The following is an 18,075-nucleotide window of genomic DNA, read 5'->3' as shown; positions in this document are numbered from 1 at the left end:
GTATCGCACGCATGATCATTCGGAAGATTCTGGGGTTCTGGATCCTTGTCCCGGCGATGACTGCCATCGCAGTCGTCGTCGCGTATTTCAACGGAGCCGATCTCGACCCGTCACCGACCCGTCGTATCGGCGCCGTGATATTCATCGGAATGTTGCTGCTGCTATTGCGCGCTCCGTTGGTCTATGTCTGGGGCGTTGTCGCACGGCATGCGCCCGGCCGCGCGGACAACCAGTACGACCGCGATCCGGCCGCCCGCGTCGGTGCGCCGCAAACCGAAGTGAACGTCGATCTCAATACGCTGCGCGCGCAAACTCTTCGAGATTCGCTGCGCGTCAGGCACGGCCGGCGCTGGCGATACGGGCGCCGCTGGTTGCTCATTGCCGGCGACGAACCCATCGTCAACCGTTTGACTCCGGGCCTTGCCGACACCGGCTTCGCTATCACCGGCAACACGGTGCTCCTCTACGCGAGACAGACAGGCAGCACCCTCGACACCGCGTGGCTAGACCAGATCCGCCGCTTGCGTCGGCGCCGTCCGATCGATGCGGTCATCGCGGTGGAGCGCAACCGCAGCAAGCCCAACTCCACGTTTGATACCGACGCGCTGGCCCACCGGCTCGCCCGCCACGCGCGCACGCTGCGCTGGGCCGCGCCCGCCTATCTGCTGAACGTGACCGAATTCGGCGAGGAATCGCTACACTCCGACGAGACAATCGGCTTCACCTGGGCGACCACGCGCGTGCATGCGGCCGAAATCGACGCATCGCTGCAAAACCTCGCGTGGAATCTCGCGGACGCGGGCGTCGTGCGTGTCGCGAAAGATGCCCGCGATCGCTATCCGGCCAGACTGGCGCGGCATATTTCGGATCTGCGCGATGCATTGTGCAGTCTTGTGCTGCAAACCGCACAGTCCAAGGGCTGGCGAAATACGGTGCACGGTCTGCTATTCGCACCGCTATTCAAGGAGCAGGAACTGGCGCTAGCGCTCTCGAGCGACGCGAGCAACGACGAGTCGACAGGCGCACATCAGCATCAAACTATCTGGCAAACCGTGTCCGAGCACAGCCGCGGTATTCACGGACGCCGCGTCGGCTTCTCGTTGTCAACTGCAGCGGCATGGACGACGACCGCGCTAATTGGCTGCTGGATCGCCGGCACAACACTGTCAGGATTCGCCAACCGCGCAACGATCCAGACCGCGGCGGACACGGTCGCGAAGCTCTCGACCATTCAGGATCGCACGCAGGCCATGCAGGCGCTCGATGGCCTCGACCAGCAAATCGATACGCTGGAAGCTCATCAGCGCACCGGCGCACCGTGGGGAGCGCGCTTCGGTCTGAATCGCGACAGCGCGTTGCTTGTGGCGTTGTGGCCCGGCTATGCGAACGCCGCGAGCCGCATCCTCGTCGCCCCGCTCCGTCACAAGCTCGAAGCGCGCCTGCGCCAGCTCGCATCGCTGTCGGATGCCGAGATCGCCAGCGGCGGCGACACGCAGATACAGGCCGCTTACGACACGCTCAAGACTTACCTGATGCTCGCGAAGCCCGAGCGCGCGATCGCTGCGTTCCTGACGCCACAACTCATTGCGACGGCCGCGCCGGCGCGGCCGGTCAACTCACCGCTTTCGTCGGGCACATGGGAAGACTTGCGCCAGCACACGATCGCGTTCTTCGCAAATCACCTCGGCCGCGGCAGAGTGCCGGCGATGGCGCCGGATTCCGGCCTCATTGCATCGACGCGCCAGACGGTGATCGGCGTGCGTGGCATCCAGAACTCGACCGATGCGATTTATCGGCAGATCCTCGATGACGCGTCACCGAAATACCCACCGGTCTCGCTGGCCACGCTGCTCGGAGACGCCGCGCAGCAACGCGGGTCGGGAGGTGCGACGAGCCGCGGCCTGTTCGGCACGACGGTGACCGTGCGCGGGGTATTCACACACGCGGCATGGGACGAACGGATCTCGAAAGCCATCGACGACACGAGCGAACAGCACAACATCGCAAGCGACTGGGTGCTGTCGGATGTCAAGGCGGCCAGTCAGCCTTCGTCGACGCTCAAAGCCGAACTACGCCAACGCTACTTCAACGATTACGCGCGCGAGTGGGCGTTGTTCCTGAACAGCCTGCGCTGGCAGCCGGCACCGACCCTGTCGGCGACAGCGGACCAATTGTCGCTTCTCGGCGACCCGCAACGCTCGCCGCTCGTCGCGCTGATGCACGCGGTCGTCTATCAGGCCGGCACCGGTGCGACCACGCAATCGCTCTCCGATACGCTCATCAGCAGGGCACAGCAACTGGTGACGACAGGCGAAAAAGATCCATCGAAACAGCTCCAGCCGCAGCTTGCACCGCTGGCAGTCGCATTCGGGCCGATTTTGCGCCTGACGGGCAGCGACCTCGCATCCGCTGCATCGGCGAATAACCGGCCCATCGCGACACCTATTGCAACCACGGCAGACCTGAGCCTCGCGCGTTATCTCGAACGCGTAACCGCCATGCGTCTGCGCCTGGAACAGATGGCGGCAAGCCCCGACCCCGACGCGATGTCCCGCGTCGCCGCGCAAGCCGTCCTGCAAGGCAAAACCTCCGACATCGCCGACAGCCGCGACTACGCGAGTCGTGTGGCCGCGAGTCTCGGCGAACAGTGGGCGGGCTTCGGCAATCTCTTCGCCGCACCGATGGACCAAACGTGGCATGTCGTCGTGCAGCCCGCGGCGTCGAGCCTGAACGAAATCTGGCGCAGCGCGATCCTGTCCGACTGGAACCGTACCTTCGCGGGCCGCTACCCGTTTGCCGACTCGGACAACGATGCGTCCTTACCTGAAATGGCTCGTTTCATGCGCGTCGACAACGGCGTGATTACCCAGTTTGTGACGACGCAGCTAGCGGGCGTTGTCGAACGCCAGGGCGACCGTTGGGTCGCCGCGCAAGGCGCCAACCACGGCACGCTGACGCTCGACCCCGATTTCCTCGCGGCGCTGAACAAGCTCACACGCGTATCGACCGTGCTGTTCCCGTCCGGCGATGCGCATGTGCGTTACGAACTGCGTGCCGTGCCCACGCCCGGTATCACCGACATGAAAATCGTGCTCTCTGGTCGCGAATGGCACTACTTCAACCAGAAGGAAGAATGGATGCCGTTCGAATGGCCGGGCCAGTCGCTCGAAAACCTGTCGCATATCGAATGGCAAACGGAGCAGGGCGGTCTGCGCTCCGCGCTCGATACGCAAGGCCGCTTCGGGTTGATCCGTCTGCTCGAGCGCGCGAACGTGTCGCAACAGGACAACGCGCGCTATCTGCTGTCGTGGATGCCCGACCAAAGCCAGGGCGTCACGCTGCGCGTGCAGTTGCGCAGCGACGCGGGCGCCGGCCCGCTCGACGTGCTCGCGCTGCGTCACTTCACCCTGCCGTCACGCGTGTTCGTGACGAACACAGCCAGCACCGCCGCCGCGAGATTCGCGTCGATCAATCCGCCACCTTTGCCACCGGCAGCGATCATCGCGGCCAAACGTGCCGCGACGCCCTTGCCCAGTAGTTTCACGCTGGAGGCTCAATAATGTTCTCCGGTCTGCTGAAAAGTCTTTTCCCCGCGCGCGATGCCGAACAGTTGTCGCTCGCTCGCCTCAACGCGTGGGACGGTTGGCTGCAGCCCTTCGCGAGCGACGGCGGCGGCGCACCCGTGGGTCGCGACCCCGGCTACGAAGACGCATTCTTCGAACTCAAAGACGAGGCGAACAAACTCTCCGGCATCGATGACGCATCGATCATCCGCTCGTGCGAACAGTTGACGAAGGAAACGGGCAAGGACCTGCGTCTTGCCAGCTACTACACGTTTGCGCGGCTGCGTCAGGACGGTCCCGCAGGCTTCGCGGACGGACTCGAACTGACCGCCGCGCTGATCGATCGTTTTGGCGAAGCGATCCTGCCTGCGCGCGCGGAAGCAAAGAAGGGCGCGCTCGACATGCTGGCCACGACCCGGATGCTCGATCTGCTCGCGAGTCGAGGTGACTTCACTCCGACGGATCTTGAACGCGCCATTGCTGCGCTCGATGGGCTCGTCGCCTGCACCCGCGCATGGACCGACGCCGCACGCCCGAACCTGCAGCCGCTCGTCGCACGCTTCGAGCGCAACGCAGAACCGGTGTGCAGTGCCGACGCGCAAGCGCTCGCCGCTGCGCAGCGTCACCCGACGGAAAAGTCATCGGCAACGGCAGCGATCACGTCGCCGCGCGATCTGCTTGATCAGGCGCGTGTGATGGCCTCGTGGTTGCGCGACGAGGAAAACGGCTATCTGCCGTCCGTGCGCGTGGTGCGCAGTATCCGCTGGGACACGCTGCACGAAGTACCGCCCGCCGACGGGAGCTCGCGCACGCGGCTTGTGCCGCCGCGCGGCGAACAGCGTCAGCAACTGAAACGCCTCGTGCTGCAAAAGCAGTGGCACGAGCTGCTGGAGCGCGTCGAAGGCGCGTTCATGGAGGGTGCGAATCACCTCTGGTTCGACCTGCAGTACTTCCAGCATGTCGCACTCGATCACGTCGGCGCGCCGTACAACGCGTGGCGCGAGCTGCTGCGCGCGGACTTTGCGTTGTTCCTCGAACGCCTGCCCGGTATCGAGCGCCTTGCATTCAACGACGGCACTCCGTTCGCCGACGACACCACACTCGAATGGATCGCCCGGCACGCGGTGGTGCGCGATCTCGAGGCGGGCGAGAGCGTCGCGCCGTTGCCGGTGTCCGCCGACGGCGAGAGCGGCAGCGTCGGCGACTGGCCTGAAATCGAAGCCCAGGCGCGGGATCTGGCCGGACGCGAAAGCGTCGAGGCCGCATTCGGCTGGCTCGATGCTCTGCCCGGACTGAAGACCGACCGTCATCGCTATCTGCAACGGCTGGTGATGGCGCGCCTCGCCGACCATGCCGGCCGTACCGATACGGCGCTCGCGTTGCTTGCCGAACTCGACGCAGCGTCGCGGTCGCTGCCACTGACGCGCTGGGAGCCCGCGCTGGCCTTCGAGGTCAAGCAGCAACTGGTGCGAGCGTTGAAGGCAATGAGTCACCGCAAGGATGCCGACAAGCCGGCGCTCATTCGCCGGATCGGCGAACTGCAAGCCGAACTGACCGTGCTCGATCCCGCACGCGCACTCACTTTGTCATAACAGCACATGGAAAACGACGATCCGATCCTGCGCTACTACGAAGCGCAGATGCGCTACCTCCGCGAGTCCGGTAAGGAATTCGCGAAGGCGCATCCCGACCGCGCCCGCATGCTGAACCTCGATCGCGTGGGCGACCGCGACCCGTATGTCGAGCGCCTGCACGAAGGTTTTGCGTTTCTGACCGGCCGTCTGCAACAAAAGCTCGATGACGAATTGCCGGAGCTTACCGAAGGCCTCGTCAGCTTGCTATGGCCGCACTATTTGCGGATGATTCCGTCGCTGTCGGTGGTCGAACTCGCGCCGCCCGCGGAAAAGCTGCAAAACACGGTGACCGTACCCGCCGGTGTACCGGTTCGCTCAGCGCCGGTTCCCGTCGCGCCGCCCACCGGAACGGCCAGCGTGTCGCCGAAGACGGTCCATTGCGTCTACCGCACGACCCAGCCGGTCATGTTGCAACCGCTTACGCTTACACACGCGCTGCCGGCCGTGCGTCACGATGGCCGTTCGGTCATTCGTCTCGGGTTCGCGCTTCACGCGTCAGCGCGCCGTGTGGAATCCGATCTGTCGCGGCTGCGCCTCTATCTGAACGCGGATCTGCCGACCGCGTTCGCGATGCATCTCGCCTTCACGCGTCAGGTCGATGCGGTCATGTGGCGCATCCCCGAAGTGCGCAATGGCGAACCGCAACCGCTGGCCGGCGTGACGATCGAGCCCGCCGGCTTCTCGACCGAGGAGCGGTTGTGGCCGAAGGCCGAAGCGGCGTTTTCCGGATATCAACTGCTGCTCGAGTACTTTACTTTTCGCGAGAAGTTTCTGTTCGTCGACCTGTGCGGACTCGATATCGCAACGCTGCCCGAGCGCTCGACCCGTTTCGAACTGGAGATCGTTCTCAAGCAGACGTATCCGTCCGACCAGCGTTTCAGTGCGGAAAACGTGCGGCTTTTCTGCTCGCCCGTGATCAACCTGTTCGAACTCGATGCCGAGCCGATCGAGATTGACCATCACGAAACGGAATACCGCGTCGTACCGGCCGGCCATCATGGCGAGCATATCGAGACGTATTCGGTCGACGCGATCGAATCGTTCGATCACGACACGGCCGAACGCTACCAGTACGTGCCGTTCGCGACCTTCCGCCATCGCGGCGGCATGCTGCGGCACGAGTCGCCGGAACGCTATTTCCATGCGCGAGTGCGCCCGGGCGTCAGCGGCTTGCACGAGACCTGGGTTGTTCTTGGCGGCCACGCGTGGGACACGATGGAGACATTGCCGGAAGAAAGCCTGTCGCTGCGCGTGACCGGCACGAATGGCATGTTGCCGCGCAAGGGCTTGCGCGAGGCGAGTATCCGTGAACTGGCGGTGAGCACGCCGAATGTCGCCGGTGTGCGTAATCTGGTCGCGCCGACGCTGCCGCTTTATCCGCCGACCGGCGATCGCTTCCAGTGGCGCGTGCTGTCGCATCTCGCGCCGAACTTTCTGTCGATGATGGATGCCGAGGTCCTGCGCGGCGCGCTCGCGCTGTACGACTGGACCGATGACGAACTGAACCGGCGGCGCCTCGCGGGCATTCTGTGGGTGTCGCAGACACTGCTCGAAGAGGTATCGGGCGGCGCGGTCGAGCGCGGCGTGCGCATCGAAGTGACGCTCGATTCGCACGCGTTCGCCGGCGACGGCGACCTGATGCTGTTTGGCGAACTGTTGCATCGCTTCTTTGCGCTGTATGCGGAAATTAATCTGTTCACGAGGCTATCGATCGTGAGCTTGCCGTCGCAGGTCCGCACCGAGTGGCCGCGCAGCAAGACGCAGCGAGGCGCGCTATGAAGCCGGTCGATATGCCGTTGCTGGAACCGCTCGTCGTGGCGCTGCTTGCGCAGGCGCCGCGCATGAGTTTCATGCAGCTGTGCCGGCTGTTCGAAGCGCGCGAGCCGTCTCGTCCCGGATTCGGCACACGCGACATACTCGACGACGAGGCCGTGCGATTCAGGCCTCGGCCGAGGCTCGGCTTCCCCGCCGGCGAGGTCGCCGCGGTTGAATTCGACGACGCGGACCATCGCGCTCCGCCGACTATTCGCACGACCTTTATGGGTCTGTATGGCGTGGACGCCGCCGTACCGTCGCACATGGTCGACGAAATCGCACTGCGCGAAGAAGGGCATGAGGCGGTCGAGGCGTTTCTTGACCAGTTCAATCATCGGTTCGTCACGCTGCTGTATCGTGCGTGGAGAAAATATCGATATCCGGAAAGCTTTCGCGCGGGCGGTGTCGACGCACATTCGCTCAATCTGTTGTGTCTCGCGGGTTTCGGTTGGGGTGACAAGCCGGCGCGCGCCGGCTTGCCCGCGTCGCGAATGCTTGCGCTACTGGGTTTGCTGATTCAGCGCACGCGCACGCCCGAAGGACTCGCCGGCGTGATCGCGCTGGCGGCGCCGGGCGCCGCGGTGCGGGTCGACGAGTTCTGGCCCGTCGCCGCGCGCGCCGGGACGCCACGGCCGTTGACGTCATCGGCCATGCAAGACGAGGTGCGGGCCGGCGGCGCGACGGCGCAACAAGGCAGTCGGCGCGGACCTGGCAGCGGCTACGTGCTCGGCAAGCGGGTTATTTACCGCAGCCGCGCAGTCTGCGCGACGCTGGTTCCCGCCGATGCGCGGCAAGCTCACGATCTGCTGCCGGGTGCAGGGCTTCACCGGGAACTGGTTGCGTATGTGCGGCTTTATGCCGGCGTAAAGGCTGACGTGCATCTGCGTATGTCGATTCCGTCCGCGCTAGCCCCACGCCCCGTGCTCGGCACACCCGCGTCGGCCGCTGACCCCGCGCCGCGGCTCGGCTGGACAACTGTCCTGCCGTCCACCCATGAGCACACCCTCAACGTTGCACTCGGCGTTTGCGAAGCCTTTCCGGCGTCTGCGCCGAATCCCTATCTGAGCTCACATCATGCATGATCGACGAAGCACCCCGTTTGTTCGTTTTGCCGTCGCGAGTAGTGCGTGCGCTTTGCTGCTGTCGGGTTGCGGCGCATGGCAGGCGGTGTCGGACACCTCGTCGAACGCGTATCGCGCGGTGTTCTTCAAGCAGGTGAAGACACTTAACGTCGATCTGACCGCGCGCGCATCGCTGAACCCCGACAGCGCGGGCCGTCCGACCTCCGTCGCGATTCGCATCTATCAACTGAAAGACCGCCAGCAATTCGATGGCGCGTCGTATGCCGATCTGCTGAAGAACGACCGTGCCGTGCTTGCGCAGGACTTGCAGGCCGCGAGCGTCTCGACGGTGCTGAATCCAGGTGCGTCCGCGAGTCTGGCGCAGCCGCTGCAGGCCGATACGAGGTTTATTGCGGTCGTCGCGTTTTACCGGGAGCCCGGCAGCGACGACGGATGGAAGCGGGTGATCGAAAGAAAGCAACTTGATGCGGATAAGCCGTTGAAGGTCCAACTCGTCGATCAGAGCCTGCTTGCCGCAGGCAGCGCGTCGCCGAATAGCGCGAACTGATCGAACACATGCCGCTTGCGGGCGATCGAGGAGCGAGACCTGTGCTACATAGAGTGCGTCACATCACTTGACGTCATCCGTGCGGCGGCCCGCGTGCTGCCCGCGGCATGCGCCGCCAGCGCGGCTAGCCATAGAGGAGCGCCATCCATGCGCGAGATTCTTCTCGTCGTCGACGTGCAGCCTTCATTCGCGCCACCGGATTGGCTCGTCACCGGCATTCGCACGCTGGCGAAGCGGATGCCGTCGGTCGCGACAGTCGAGCGGCACGATGAAAGCCACACCCCGTTCGACAGGCAGCTCGGCTGGCATCCGGCGCGCGACGACGATAGCCTCGTCGATGTCGATCGTGTGTTTATCAAGTATGGGTATCTGCCACCGCGCGAGATGCTCGATTATCTGGTCGCGATGCAGCTCGCACGCGTGCTGGTTTGCGGGATGCAAACGGAAACGTGTGTGCTCGCCGCGGGCTACATGCTGTTCGACGCCGGGCTCACCCCGACGCTCATCACCGATCTCACAATCGGATCTTCACTCGACCGAACCGGCGAACTCGGCACAGCTCTCTGGCGGCATCATTTCAGGCAACTGACGACCATCGCGCAACTAGCCGCATAGGCGTCGCATCGGATAACGTGTGCGAAAACAGACAGCGACGCGTGACGGTAGTCGCATCAACCACGCTGTTTTTCTATCGTCCGCTTGTGCCGGCGCCGCACGAATTCATGCGGCGCCTCGCCGACTGACTCGCGATGATCAGTGATGTGCGAACAACCCGTTCTGCCACGTCGGCATATGCCGGCCGGCACCCGCTTGCGAGTGACCGTCGTTCATGCCGCCGTACGCTTGCTGCGCGTCGCCGGTGTCGTCGGATGCGGTGGTCATGACGGGCTCAACCGCGCTGGCCGCCGGTTGCGGCACGGGCCGCGCGTCGCTGACAGTCGGGCGGTAGAACGGCGCCGGGCCGTAATTGCTGGCGAAAGCGGGAGAAGCGAGCGAAGCCAGCACCGCGGTGGCGGCGAACAAACCGGCAAAAAGCGAGGTCTTCATTATCAAACTCCAAAAATTCGAAACGGGGCAAAAGGAACCGGGGCGGTGAGCGGTCAGATGACGTTGAGCGTCACGTCGATGTTGCCGCGCGTGGCCTTCGAATACGGGCACAGCTGATGCGCGCCATCGACCACCGCACGCGCGACCTCCGGTGCGAGACCCGGCAGGCTCACGTTCAGGCGCGCTTGCAGGAAATAGTCGTCGCCGCCCATGCCGAGGTCGATTTCGGCATCCACCGTCACATCGTGCGGCAGTACCACCTTCTGCGCGGCCGCTGCGCGCCGCATCGCACCGATAAAACAGGCGGACCAGCCCGCCGCGAACAGTTGTTCCGGATTGGTGCCGGTGCCTGTTCCGGGTGGGGAAAGTGGGATGTCAAGATTGCCGTCCGAACTGCGCGACGCGCCGTTGCGGCCACCGGTTGTGTGCGTTTTACCCGTGTACAGCACTTTTTCGATGCGGGACATGACAAATTTCCTTATGGAATAAGAGCTTAGCGACCGATCTTCGTTTTTGAATCGCATACGATTAAATCGGATGCGTGAATAATGGTCGACAGATCGAGCAAAGTCAAGCACTTTCGATTAAATCGCATCCGATGTATTATTCGGGAGTGACGCGGCATTCGACGAATGCCGCGATGGCAACGCGGTAGAGGAATCCCATGAAAACTTCACGCACCAGCGACAGCAGCACGGCCGATCAGCCGCGCTCGCAACCGCCCAGCAAGCCGGCGCGGCGGCTTGCAAATAAAGTGGCCGACAAGCCGGCGCAGAAGCCGGCTCGCCCACTGGCCGCAGCGGCCCGCGGCGCGATCGATCCGTCCGACCCGGCCACGCAGCGGCTGGCGGACTTCCTGTGTTTCGCGGTCTATTCAGCCAATCTGGCGTTCGGCCGCGCGTACCGGCCGATCCTCGATCAACTCGGTCTGACGTACACGCAATACATCACGATCATCGTGTTGTGGGAGACGGGCAGCGTGACCGTCAGTGCGCTGGGTGAAAGGCTGTTTCTCGAATCGAACACGTTGACGCCAATCCTGAAGAAACTCGAGGCAATGGGTTATCTGCACCGGCAGCGCGATCCTACTGACGAGCGTCAGGTGCTGGTGAGTCTGACCGACGCGGGTCGCCATCTGCGCGAGAACGCGTTCGGGCGGAATCTGGTCGAGGCGACCGGACTGAACGCGGAAGATTTCGCAACGCTGCAAAAGGCGGTGGTTAACTTGCGGGACAACCTGATCAAATCTGTGCACCCGGAGTGACGCGCAGCGGCGACGGTCGTGGCACGCCTGCCGCGTGCAGTTTAGCGAAAAGCGGCCATTGCCACCCCTGCGAGCACACAAAGCGCGACGATCGCAAGCGGTGGCGTATTCCAGCGTACGAGCAGCACAAAGCCGAGCACCGCGATTGCGAAATCGACCGGCGTATGGACGGCGCTCGTCCATACCGGCGAGTACAGCGCGGTCGCGAGCAGGCCGACCACCGCCGCGTTAATGCCGGCGAGCAGCGCCGCGACCGTGCGCCGCGCGCGCAGCGATTGCCACCACGGCAGTGCGGCGATCACGAGCAGCATGCCGGGCAGAAAGATCGCGACCAGTGCGATCAGCGCGCCCGCCCAGTGATTCGGCGGCGACGACATCATCCAGCCGAGATACGCGGCAAATGTAAAGAGCGGCCCTGGCACCGCCTGTGCGGCGCCGTACCCCGCAAGAAAATCGTTCGACGCGATCCAGCCTGTCGTGACGGTTTGCTGCTGCAGCAGTGGCAGTACGACGTGACCGCCGCCGAACACGAGCGCGCCAGAACGATAGAACGCGTCGAATAGCTGCAAAGCCTGCGTAGCGTGCGATCGCGCAAACGCCGGCAGCACGATTAGCAGAATGCAAAAGAGCAGTAGCGCGAGCACGCCGGCCGCGCGCGATATGCGCAATTCTGGGCCGGAAGTGGAGGCGGCCGTTTGCGTCGGCGGTAGCGTGCGGCACAGCGCGAAGCCGAGCAGCGCGCCCAGCACGATCGCACTCCATTGCGCGTAGGCGGAGTTCAGCACGCCGAGCGTTGCGACTGCGCACAACGCGATCGCCGCGCGCCGGCGATCCGGACACAAGCGCCGCGCCATATCCCACACCGCCTGCGCGACGACCGCAACCGCGACCAGCTTCAGCCCGTGCACGAGCCCCTCGCCGAGGTTACCCGCGAGATGCGGCGCGAGCACCGCAAAGGCAAGCAGCAACAGGACCGATGGCAACGTGAAACCGCACCATGCGGCGAGTCCGCCCAGCCACCCTGCGCGTAGCAGCCCGATCGAAAAGCCCACCTGGCTGCTGGTCGGACCAGGCAGAAACTGACAGACACCGACAAGGTCCGAATAACGCGGATCGTCGAGCCAGTTCCGCTTCGCGACAAACTCGCGGCGAAAGTAGCCCAGATGCGCGATCGGACCACCGAAGCTCGTGAGTCCGAGCTTAAGAAAAACCATCAGCACTTCGAGTGCAACGTGCAAGCGACCGCGTTGCGCGGACGAGGGCCGGGAGGCGTCCATACGTGATAGCCGGGCGTACAAGGGTCGTGGTCGTGCCGCGCGATCAGCGGCGGGCACGCCATGATGCCCGAAAGGCGCGGAGCCTGTCCGGTAACCGGCATAACGTATCAATCACATAGCGCGTGACGGCGCATGCATTGAACCCAACCTGCGCAGCATGTCGCGTTGGCACGCACAAGCAGTAAAAGCCATTACAAGCCAACGCGCTACGTACCAGCATGCTTGTCGGCTGTGTCATGAATCGACTTGGGACAGTATCACTTGCGCTTGTGAACGCCAGATGTCACGCGCACCGCATAACGGTGCATGCATCGCGTGTGACATACCTCGTGTGATTTAACGCGCACGGATAGCAGTGTTCGTCACACATGTACACCAGGGAAAGCACTTCATCGGAATCGACTGTCGTCGCACGTGTCGCAATGTCTCCCGCGGGGCAGTCCTTTCCATGCCTAACGAATCATTCGTCGGAGGGTAAACCGAGTCGGCACAAGTACTTGCGCTTTTACGTCGTTTAACGGTTACCCAGGAATGCTAATCACACCGCCGCTGTACCTTTCGGCATTGCAAAACGTTTGCCATAAGCGAGTCATTTTTTTCGATCAGGCTTGCCGACGGCTTTTCGCTGCATAGCTTTGGCAGTCCGTGTTGTACGTGTGAGTGCGGTCACGTATGCATCCGGTCCACTGCAAGTTGATTGCGCTCGCCGTCGTCCTCCCACCCCTCGAAGCGATTGACAAACGAACATGACTTCAAATAGCCGTCGTGATTTTCTGCGCGCGGCTGCGCAAGCCGCTGGCGCAGCCACCGCACTCGGAGCTCTTCCGGTCGGTATTCGCAACGCATTGGCCATCCCCGCGCACAATGCAACTGGCACGATCCAGGACGTCGAGCACATCGTCGTCTTCATGCAGGAGAACCGTTCATTCGATAACTACTTCGGCGCGCTGCGCGGCGTGCGCGGCTTCGGCGACACGCGCACGATTCCGCTGCCGAGCGGCAAGCCGGTGTTCTTCCAGCCGGCATCGACGCCCGATGGCTACCTGCTGCCGTTCCGCCCGAACCTGCCGAATCTCGGTTCGCAGTTCGTGCAGGACCTGGACCACAGTTGGCCCGGCACGCACGCCGCATGGAACCAGGGCCGCTATGACCAGTGGGTGCCGGTCAAGGGCACAACGTCGATGTTCTACATGACGCGCGACGACATCCCGTTCCAGTACGCGCTCGCCGACGCATTCACGATCTGCGACGCGTACCACTGCGCGGCGATGACGCCGACCGACCCGAACCGCTACTACATGTGGACCGGTTGGGTCGGCAACGACGGCAGCGGCGGCGGCCCGGTGATCGACAACGCGGAAGCCGGTTATTCGTGGAGCACGTTCCCGGAGAAGCTGCAGGCCGCGGGCATTTCATGGAAGGTCTACCAGGACATGGGTTCGGGCCTCAATCCGTCGACCGGCTGGGGCGACGACGAGAACCCGTTCATCGGCAACTTCGGCGACACGTCGCTGCTATTCTTCAAGCAATACCAGAACGCGCAGCCGGGCAGCCCGCTGTTCGAGGCGACGCGCGTCGGCACGCAGGTGATCAACAGCGGCAGTTACTTCGATATCCTGCGCAAAGACGTGATGGAGAACAACCTGCCGCAAGTGTCGTACATCACGGCGCCGGAAGCGTTCTCCGAGCACGGCAACTGGCCGCCGAGCTACGGTGCGTGGTACGTCGACCAGGTGCTGCAGGCGCTGACGTCGAATCCGGAAGTGTGGAGCAAAACCGTGCTGCTGCTGACCTACGACGAGAACGACGGCCTGTTCGATCACATGTCGCCGCCGTTCGCATCGTCGACGCCCGATACCGGCCTGTCGACCGTGTCGACGGTCAATGAGTTCTTCGCCGGCAACAGCGGCAATCAGCCGGGCCCGTACGGTCTCGGACCGCGCGTGCCGATGATCGCGATCTCGCCGTGGTCGAAGGGCGGCTACGTGTGCTCGGAGCTGTTCGACCATACGTCGGTCATCCGCTTCATCGAAAAGCGCTTCGGCCACAACGGCAACCTGCACGAGTCGAACATCACGCCATGGCGCCGTGCGGTATGCGGCGACCTGACCTCGGTGTTCAACTTCGAGACCCCGAATCGCGGCTTCCCGAACCTGCCCGCGACGTCGTTCCCGGCCGACAAGAACCGTCATGCGAGCGTCGTGCCCGCCGTGCCGGGCACGCAGGTGATGCCGGCACAGGAGCCGGGCCAGCGTCCCGCGCGCGCACTGCCGTACGAGTTCTTCGTGCGCGGCGACGTGACCGGGCAGGGCAACGCGTTCCGTCTGCACATCACGAACACCGGGCGACTGGGCGCTAACTTCCTCGTCTATTCGGGCAATCCGCAAGATTTGCCGCGCAGCTATACGGTCGAAGCAGGCAAGGACCTTGCCGATCAATTGATGCTCGCAGCCGGCGGCAGCTATGACTTCTCGGTGTTCGGGCCGAATGGTTTCCTGCGCCGTTTTGTCGGCAAGGTGGGGACGAGCGGACATCAGCAGAGCGGCAGTGTGCAGATCGCGGACGGCTACGACGTCGCGAACGGCAATCTGCAGTTGCGATTGAAGAACGAAGGACGCAACCCTTGTACGTTCACGATCGCGAGCGCGTACGCGTCGTCGCACGTCGAAGGATCGCTGCATGTGCGCGGCAACGACATGAATACGGTGATGGTCGACCTGCGCGGCTCGAATGGCTGGTACGACTTGACCGTTACGGTTGACGCCGACAGTAATGCGCTGTGGCGGATCGCCGGCCACGTCGAGACCGGGCGCGACAGCATGTCGGATCCGGCGCTCGGCAGCTGACGTTTGCGGAAATCGCAATCGACCGATGCGCATCGCGCAACGATGCGCATCGGCGACGGCGTCCGATGAGTGGCAAACATATCGGCCGGTGGCACGCAGCGGAAGTGAGCGGTGCGCCGCCGGCCGATCTCCAGATTCAAGGAGACGACCATGCGAACATTCATTCATGCGTATCCGCTTGCGGTGTTGACCGCCTGTACGTTGCTGGCCGCATGCGGCGACAGCAGCGACAGGTCGGCGCAACCGGCTGCATCCGGCGGCTCGGGCGCGGCGTCCGAAGATACCGCGTCGGCCAACGGCAACGGGACACCGACCGGCTTGCCGCCGCCGCCGTGGGCGATGTCCGCACCGCAACCGGCATCCGATGGGCTGCGCCCGCCCGTCATCCATACTGTCGAGTAGTACGGTAAGGCTTCATGCTTCGCGCGGCGCATTCGCCGCCGCGCACACTTGCGCGCAGACCGGCGCGTCTGTCTCAACTCCTCTCTCGGCACGCGGCTCCTGGTCGAACGCGATGTGCGTCACGCTACCCTACCGGCGGTAGGGTCTGGCGCGATAACGTGCACGCGCCGTGCACGCGCGCAATGACGGGCAGCCTGCCCGCCTTGGCTGGAATATTCCTACGGCATAGGTTGTTATGGAAACAGTAACTCCCTTTTGCCGATATTTGCCAACAAGCGCAATTACGCAAAACGGTGGTTTGAGTCTTTCCTCGTGGCGAACAGTCGGGTCGAAGAAGGGGTTTTTGAATGTGAAACGCAGCATCAGATAGCGGTCTTTCCAATTTCGGAATACTTTGTTTCCTTAATTAAAACGCAAAAGTTGCGCGCGCAAGCGTGGCCGACATGGCTGGGGCACCACCGCGCCGGTCGGAAACACACGCACGCCTGATTGCCACGCGAACGGATCCACTACGCCGCGCGGTGCGGCACGCGGGCGAGGCGGTATCGCGCACTTCGGGATCGCGCTTCGGCTCATGCGGATGACCGGATGTTTATATGAGCCGACCCGACGTTCGCGATCGGGAGCATGTTGCTTGGGAGGCTTCTTCGACAGGGCCATCGCGCATATGGAAACTATTGCAAAAATACTGATCGTCGAATGGGATACGTCGAGCGCTGAAACTTTGTGGAACGAGATTCGGCGCATGGGGCATGAGCCGCTGGCTGCGTTTTCAGTCGAGCGCGCGATGATGCTGATCGAGCAGGAGCCTCCTCAGGCCATTCTGTTGCGCTGGAAATTGCCGGACGCGTCCGGCTTGTCGCTGATCAATGATTTGCGCACGCATGCGGCAACCAGTCGTATGCCGATTATCGTACTCGGCGAGGAAGACGCCGGTGAAGACGAATGCATACGCGCGCTCGAGGCGGGCGCGGACGATTACGTCAGAAGACCGTTTGGCGTTCGCGAGTTGGTCGCGCGTATCCAGGTCGTGCTGCGGCCGATCGAATATCGTGACGTGCGGCGCCGCGTATCGGTCGAAACGCTGACGATGGACTTCGACGCACGCCGCGCGTTCGCGCGGACCAGTCAGGATCAGGACCAGCCGCAAGCCGAAGTCGAGCTTCAGTTGGGACCGACCTGCTACAGGTTGCTGCGCTTTTTCGTCGAGAACCCGTACAAGGTGCTTTCGCGCAAGGACATTATCGACCATGTATGGTTCGGGTCGTCCGTCAAGGAAGGCATCGTCGACGTCTATATCAAGTCGCTGAGGGAAACGCTCGAGCCGCTGCAAAACAGCCTCGCGATCGAGACGGTGCGCGGCGCCGGGTTTCGCCTGTCGTCGGTGATCGACGTGCCGGAGGCGCCGGCATTGCAAGCGGGGCAACGAGCGGAAAAAGCGCGACGAGCGCCGTCACAACAACCGTCGCAGCCCGGCACGTCCCCCATTGCGCATGCGTCGCGTTCGCACAAACGGCCGGCGGTCGACGACCGGCCGCGGGCCGGCGCACCGCGCAATCAGACGCCGGTACTGGTGGCCGATCTGAGTGCCGCGGTCGAGAAGATCCGGCATCTGCAAACGCTGCTGCAAAGAAAGACCGAGGAAAACCGGCTATTGCGCGATGCGGTCGAGGCGGTCAACCCGATGTCGTCCGGTGGTGCGCTTGCTTCGGCGCGGCAAAAGAACAAAAGTTAATCAACACGAAGATCGTCTGACAAACGTTGTACAAGGGATTAACGTTTGACTAAATAAAGGCACCGTACAGCACATGCATTTGTCGCGTGGCTAACAACTGGCTGAATTACAATCAGCCGGCTTGATTAAGAAATTAGCCCTTCCCTATAATGCGTGCATGACTGATACGACCGCCGCCGCACCCGCCAGAGGCCGGGGCCGCCCTCGCGAATTCGATATCGACGCGGCGCTCGACAAGGCCGCGGCGGTCTTTTGCGAGCGCGGCTTTCATGCCACCTCGATCGTCGATCTGACCGACGCGATGGAACTCGCGTCCGGCAGTGTCTATAAAGCGTTTAAAGACAAGCAATCGGTTTTTGTCGCCGCGTTCGACCGCAGCCTGACCCGGCGCGACGAATCGCTGCGGCGTGCGGTCGAAGCGGACGCGCCGGCGCGCGATCTGATTCATCGTATTTTGATGTTTCATGCGGATGCGTCGTCGGGCGCCACGGGCAAGCGGGGCTGCATGCTGGCCGGCAGCGCGATGGTGCTCGGCACGTTCGACGCCGACGTGGTGCAGCGCGTGAATGCCGGCTTACGCAAGACCGAACTGCTATTGGCTACGCTGATCCGCGCCGGACAGAAAGACGGTTCGATTTCAAAGCGCATCGACGGCGATGCCACTGCGCGCCTGATGCTGTGCATGCTGCAAGGCATGCGCGTCGTCGGCAAGACCGGTCGTGCGCGTGCGCAGATGCGGCAGGCAGCCGATATCGCAATGAAACTGCTCGATTGACGCGCGCTTGATGCCTGAGCGGCGCGTGCGCGACGCACAAGTGCCACAGGCGAAGGTGCGCGGTAACGGGCCGCGCTCGCGAGCGCCT

Annotated in this window: 14 protein-coding genes; 11 read left to right on the top strand and 3 right to left on the bottom strand. The window is 63.4% G+C overall.

All coding sequences use genetic code 11. The features are described 5' to 3' along the window. Positions 1-11 precede the first annotated feature (11 nt). The 6 genes from HV796_RS05065 (at position 12) to HV796_RS05040 (ending at position 9,256) form a co-directional block, all read left to right on the top strand. Positions 12-3,560 (top strand): ImcF-related family protein, encoded by a 3,549-nt coding sequence (locus tag HV796_RS05065; RefSeq protein ID WP_175225368.1) that lies wholly within the window; start codon positions 12-14, stop codon positions 3,558-3,560. Further along, positions 3,560-5,155, top strand: a complete 1,596-nt coding sequence (gene tssA / locus HV796_RS05060) for a type VI secretion system protein TssA (protein ID WP_175225367.1) — start codon at positions 3,560-3,562, stop codon at positions 5,153-5,155. Before HV796_RS05065 ends, tssA begins: the two co-directional genes overlap by 1 nt. A 6-nt stretch (positions 5,156-5,161) precedes the next feature. Further along, on the top strand, positions 5,162-6,976 hold the full coding sequence (gene tssF / locus HV796_RS05055) for a type VI secretion system baseplate subunit TssF (RefSeq protein WP_175225366.1): 1,815 nt from the start codon (positions 5,162-5,164) through the stop codon (positions 6,974-6,976). After that, a complete protein-coding gene (gene tssG / locus HV796_RS05050) occupies positions 6,973-8,094 on the top strand; it encodes a type VI secretion system baseplate subunit TssG (protein ID WP_175225365.1) in 1,122 nt (373 codons plus the stop codon). Before tssF ends, tssG begins: the two co-directional genes overlap by 4 nt. Then, entirely contained in the window at positions 8,087-8,641 is a 555-nt protein-coding gene (gene tssJ, locus HV796_RS05045) for a type VI secretion system lipoprotein TssJ (RefSeq protein WP_175225364.1), read from the top strand. Before tssG ends, tssJ begins: the two co-directional genes overlap by 8 nt. A 147-nt stretch (positions 8,642-8,788) precedes the next feature. Next, complete coding sequence (locus HV796_RS05040; protein ID WP_175225363.1) at positions 8,789-9,256, top strand: cysteine hydrolase family protein; 468 nt, start codon at positions 8,789-8,791, stop codon at positions 9,254-9,256. A gap of 138 nt (positions 9,257-9,394) precedes the next feature. Here the strand turns inward: HV796_RS05040 and HV796_RS05035 are convergent, their stop codons facing one another. Both HV796_RS05035 and HV796_RS05030 read right to left on the bottom strand, forming a co-directional pair. Then, complete coding sequence (locus HV796_RS05035; RefSeq protein ID WP_175225362.1) at positions 9,395-9,688, bottom strand: hypothetical protein; 294 nt, start codon at positions 9,686-9,688, stop codon at positions 9,395-9,397. A 53-nt stretch (positions 9,689-9,741) separates the two neighbouring features. Next, positions 9,742-10,155 carry an organic hydroperoxide resistance protein gene (locus HV796_RS05030; RefSeq protein ID WP_175225361.1) on the bottom strand — a complete coding sequence of 138 codons (414 nt, stop codon included), beginning with the start codon at positions 10,153-10,155 and terminating at the stop codon, positions 9,742-9,744. Between the two features lie 347 nt (positions 10,156-10,502). Between HV796_RS05030 and HV796_RS05025 the strand changes: the two genes are divergently transcribed. Further along, positions 10,503-10,952: a MarR family winged helix-turn-helix transcriptional regulator gene (locus HV796_RS05025; RefSeq protein WP_175225544.1), complete on the top strand. Its 450-nt coding sequence runs from the start codon at positions 10,503-10,505 to the stop codon at positions 10,950-10,952. Positions 10,953-10,993: 41 nt separating this feature from the next. Here HV796_RS05025 and chrA read toward each other — a convergent pair whose 3' ends face one another. Then, positions 10,994-12,166, bottom strand: a complete 1,173-nt coding sequence (gene chrA, locus HV796_RS05020; protein ID WP_377695462.1) for a chromate efflux transporter — start codon at positions 12,164-12,166, stop codon at positions 10,994-10,996. An 809-nt stretch (positions 12,167-12,975) separates the two neighbouring features. Between chrA and HV796_RS05015 the strand changes: the two genes are divergently transcribed. The 4 genes from HV796_RS05015 (at position 12,976) to HV796_RS05000 (ending at position 17,987) form a co-directional block, all read left to right on the top strand. Next, the gene (locus HV796_RS05015) at positions 12,976-15,075 is read left to right on the top strand and encodes a phosphocholine-specific phospholipase C (protein ID WP_175225359.1); all 2,100 of its coding nucleotides are present in this window, start codon (positions 12,976-12,978) and stop codon (positions 15,073-15,075) included. A 150-nt stretch (positions 15,076-15,225) separates the two neighbouring features. Beyond that, complete coding sequence (locus HV796_RS05010; protein ID WP_175225358.1) at positions 15,226-15,477, top strand: hypothetical protein; 252 nt, start codon at positions 15,226-15,228, stop codon at positions 15,475-15,477. A gap of 667 nt (positions 15,478-16,144) precedes the next feature. Next, entirely contained in the window at positions 16,145-17,212 is a 1,068-nt protein-coding gene (locus HV796_RS05005; RefSeq protein WP_175225357.1) for a winged helix-turn-helix domain-containing protein, read from the top strand. Between the two features lie 157 nt (positions 17,213-17,369). Beyond that, positions 17,370-17,987 (top strand): TetR/AcrR family transcriptional regulator, encoded by a 618-nt coding sequence (locus HV796_RS05000; RefSeq protein ID WP_175225356.1) that lies wholly within the window; start codon positions 17,370-17,372, stop codon positions 17,985-17,987. Positions 17,988-18,075 lie beyond the last annotated feature (88 nt).

The sequence above is a fragment of the Paraburkholderia humisilvae genome (assembly GCF_902859855.1).
Taxonomy (GTDB): domain Bacteria; phylum Pseudomonadota; class Gammaproteobacteria; order Burkholderiales; family Burkholderiaceae; genus Paraburkholderia; species Paraburkholderia humisilvae.
This window is presented reverse-complemented; position numbering and strand designations above follow the sequence as displayed.

What these genes read in the sequence shown, in the direction of transcription:
- HV796_RS05065 (WP_175225368.1), top strand. Translation starts at nt 12, where the DNA reads ATGATCATTCGGAAGATTCTGGGGTTCTGGATCCTTGTCCCGGCGATG.
- tssA (WP_175225367.1), top strand. Translation starts at nt 3,560, where the DNA reads ATGTTCTCCGGTCTGCTGAAAAGTCTTTTCCCCGCGCGCGATGCCGAA.
- tssF (WP_175225366.1), top strand. Translation starts at nt 5,162, where the DNA reads ATGGAAAACGACGATCCGATCCTGCGCTACTACGAAGCGCAGATGCGC.
- tssG (WP_175225365.1), top strand. Translation starts at nt 6,973, where the DNA reads ATGAAGCCGGTCGATATGCCGTTGCTGGAACCGCTCGTCGTGGCGCTG.
- tssJ (WP_175225364.1), top strand. Translation starts at nt 8,087, where the DNA reads ATGCATGATCGACGAAGCACCCCGTTTGTTCGTTTTGCCGTCGCGAGT.
- HV796_RS05040 (WP_175225363.1), top strand. Translation starts at nt 8,789, where the DNA reads ATGCGCGAGATTCTTCTCGTCGTCGACGTGCAGCCTTCATTCGCGCCA.
- HV796_RS05035 (WP_175225362.1), bottom strand. Translation starts at nt 9,688, where the DNA reads ATGAAGACCTCGCTTTTTGCCGGTTTGTTCGCCGCCACCGCGGTGCTG.
- HV796_RS05030 (WP_175225361.1), bottom strand. Translation starts at nt 10,155, where the DNA reads ATGTCCCGCATCGAAAAAGTGCTGTACACGGGTAAAACGCACACAACC.
- chrA (WP_377695462.1), bottom strand. Translation starts at nt 12,166, where the DNA reads ATGGTTTTTCTTAAGCTCGGACTCACGAGCTTCGGTGGTCCGATCGCG.
- HV796_RS05015 (WP_175225359.1), top strand. Translation starts at nt 12,976, where the DNA reads ATGACTTCAAATAGCCGTCGTGATTTTCTGCGCGCGGCTGCGCAAGCC.
- HV796_RS05010 (WP_175225358.1), top strand. Translation starts at nt 15,226, where the DNA reads ATGCGAACATTCATTCATGCGTATCCGCTTGCGGTGTTGACCGCCTGT.
- HV796_RS05005 (WP_175225357.1), top strand. Translation starts at nt 16,145, where the DNA reads ATGGAAACTATTGCAAAAATACTGATCGTCGAATGGGATACGTCGAGC.
- HV796_RS05000 (WP_175225356.1), top strand. Translation starts at nt 17,370, where the DNA reads ATGACTGATACGACCGCCGCCGCACCCGCCAGAGGCCGGGGCCGCCCT.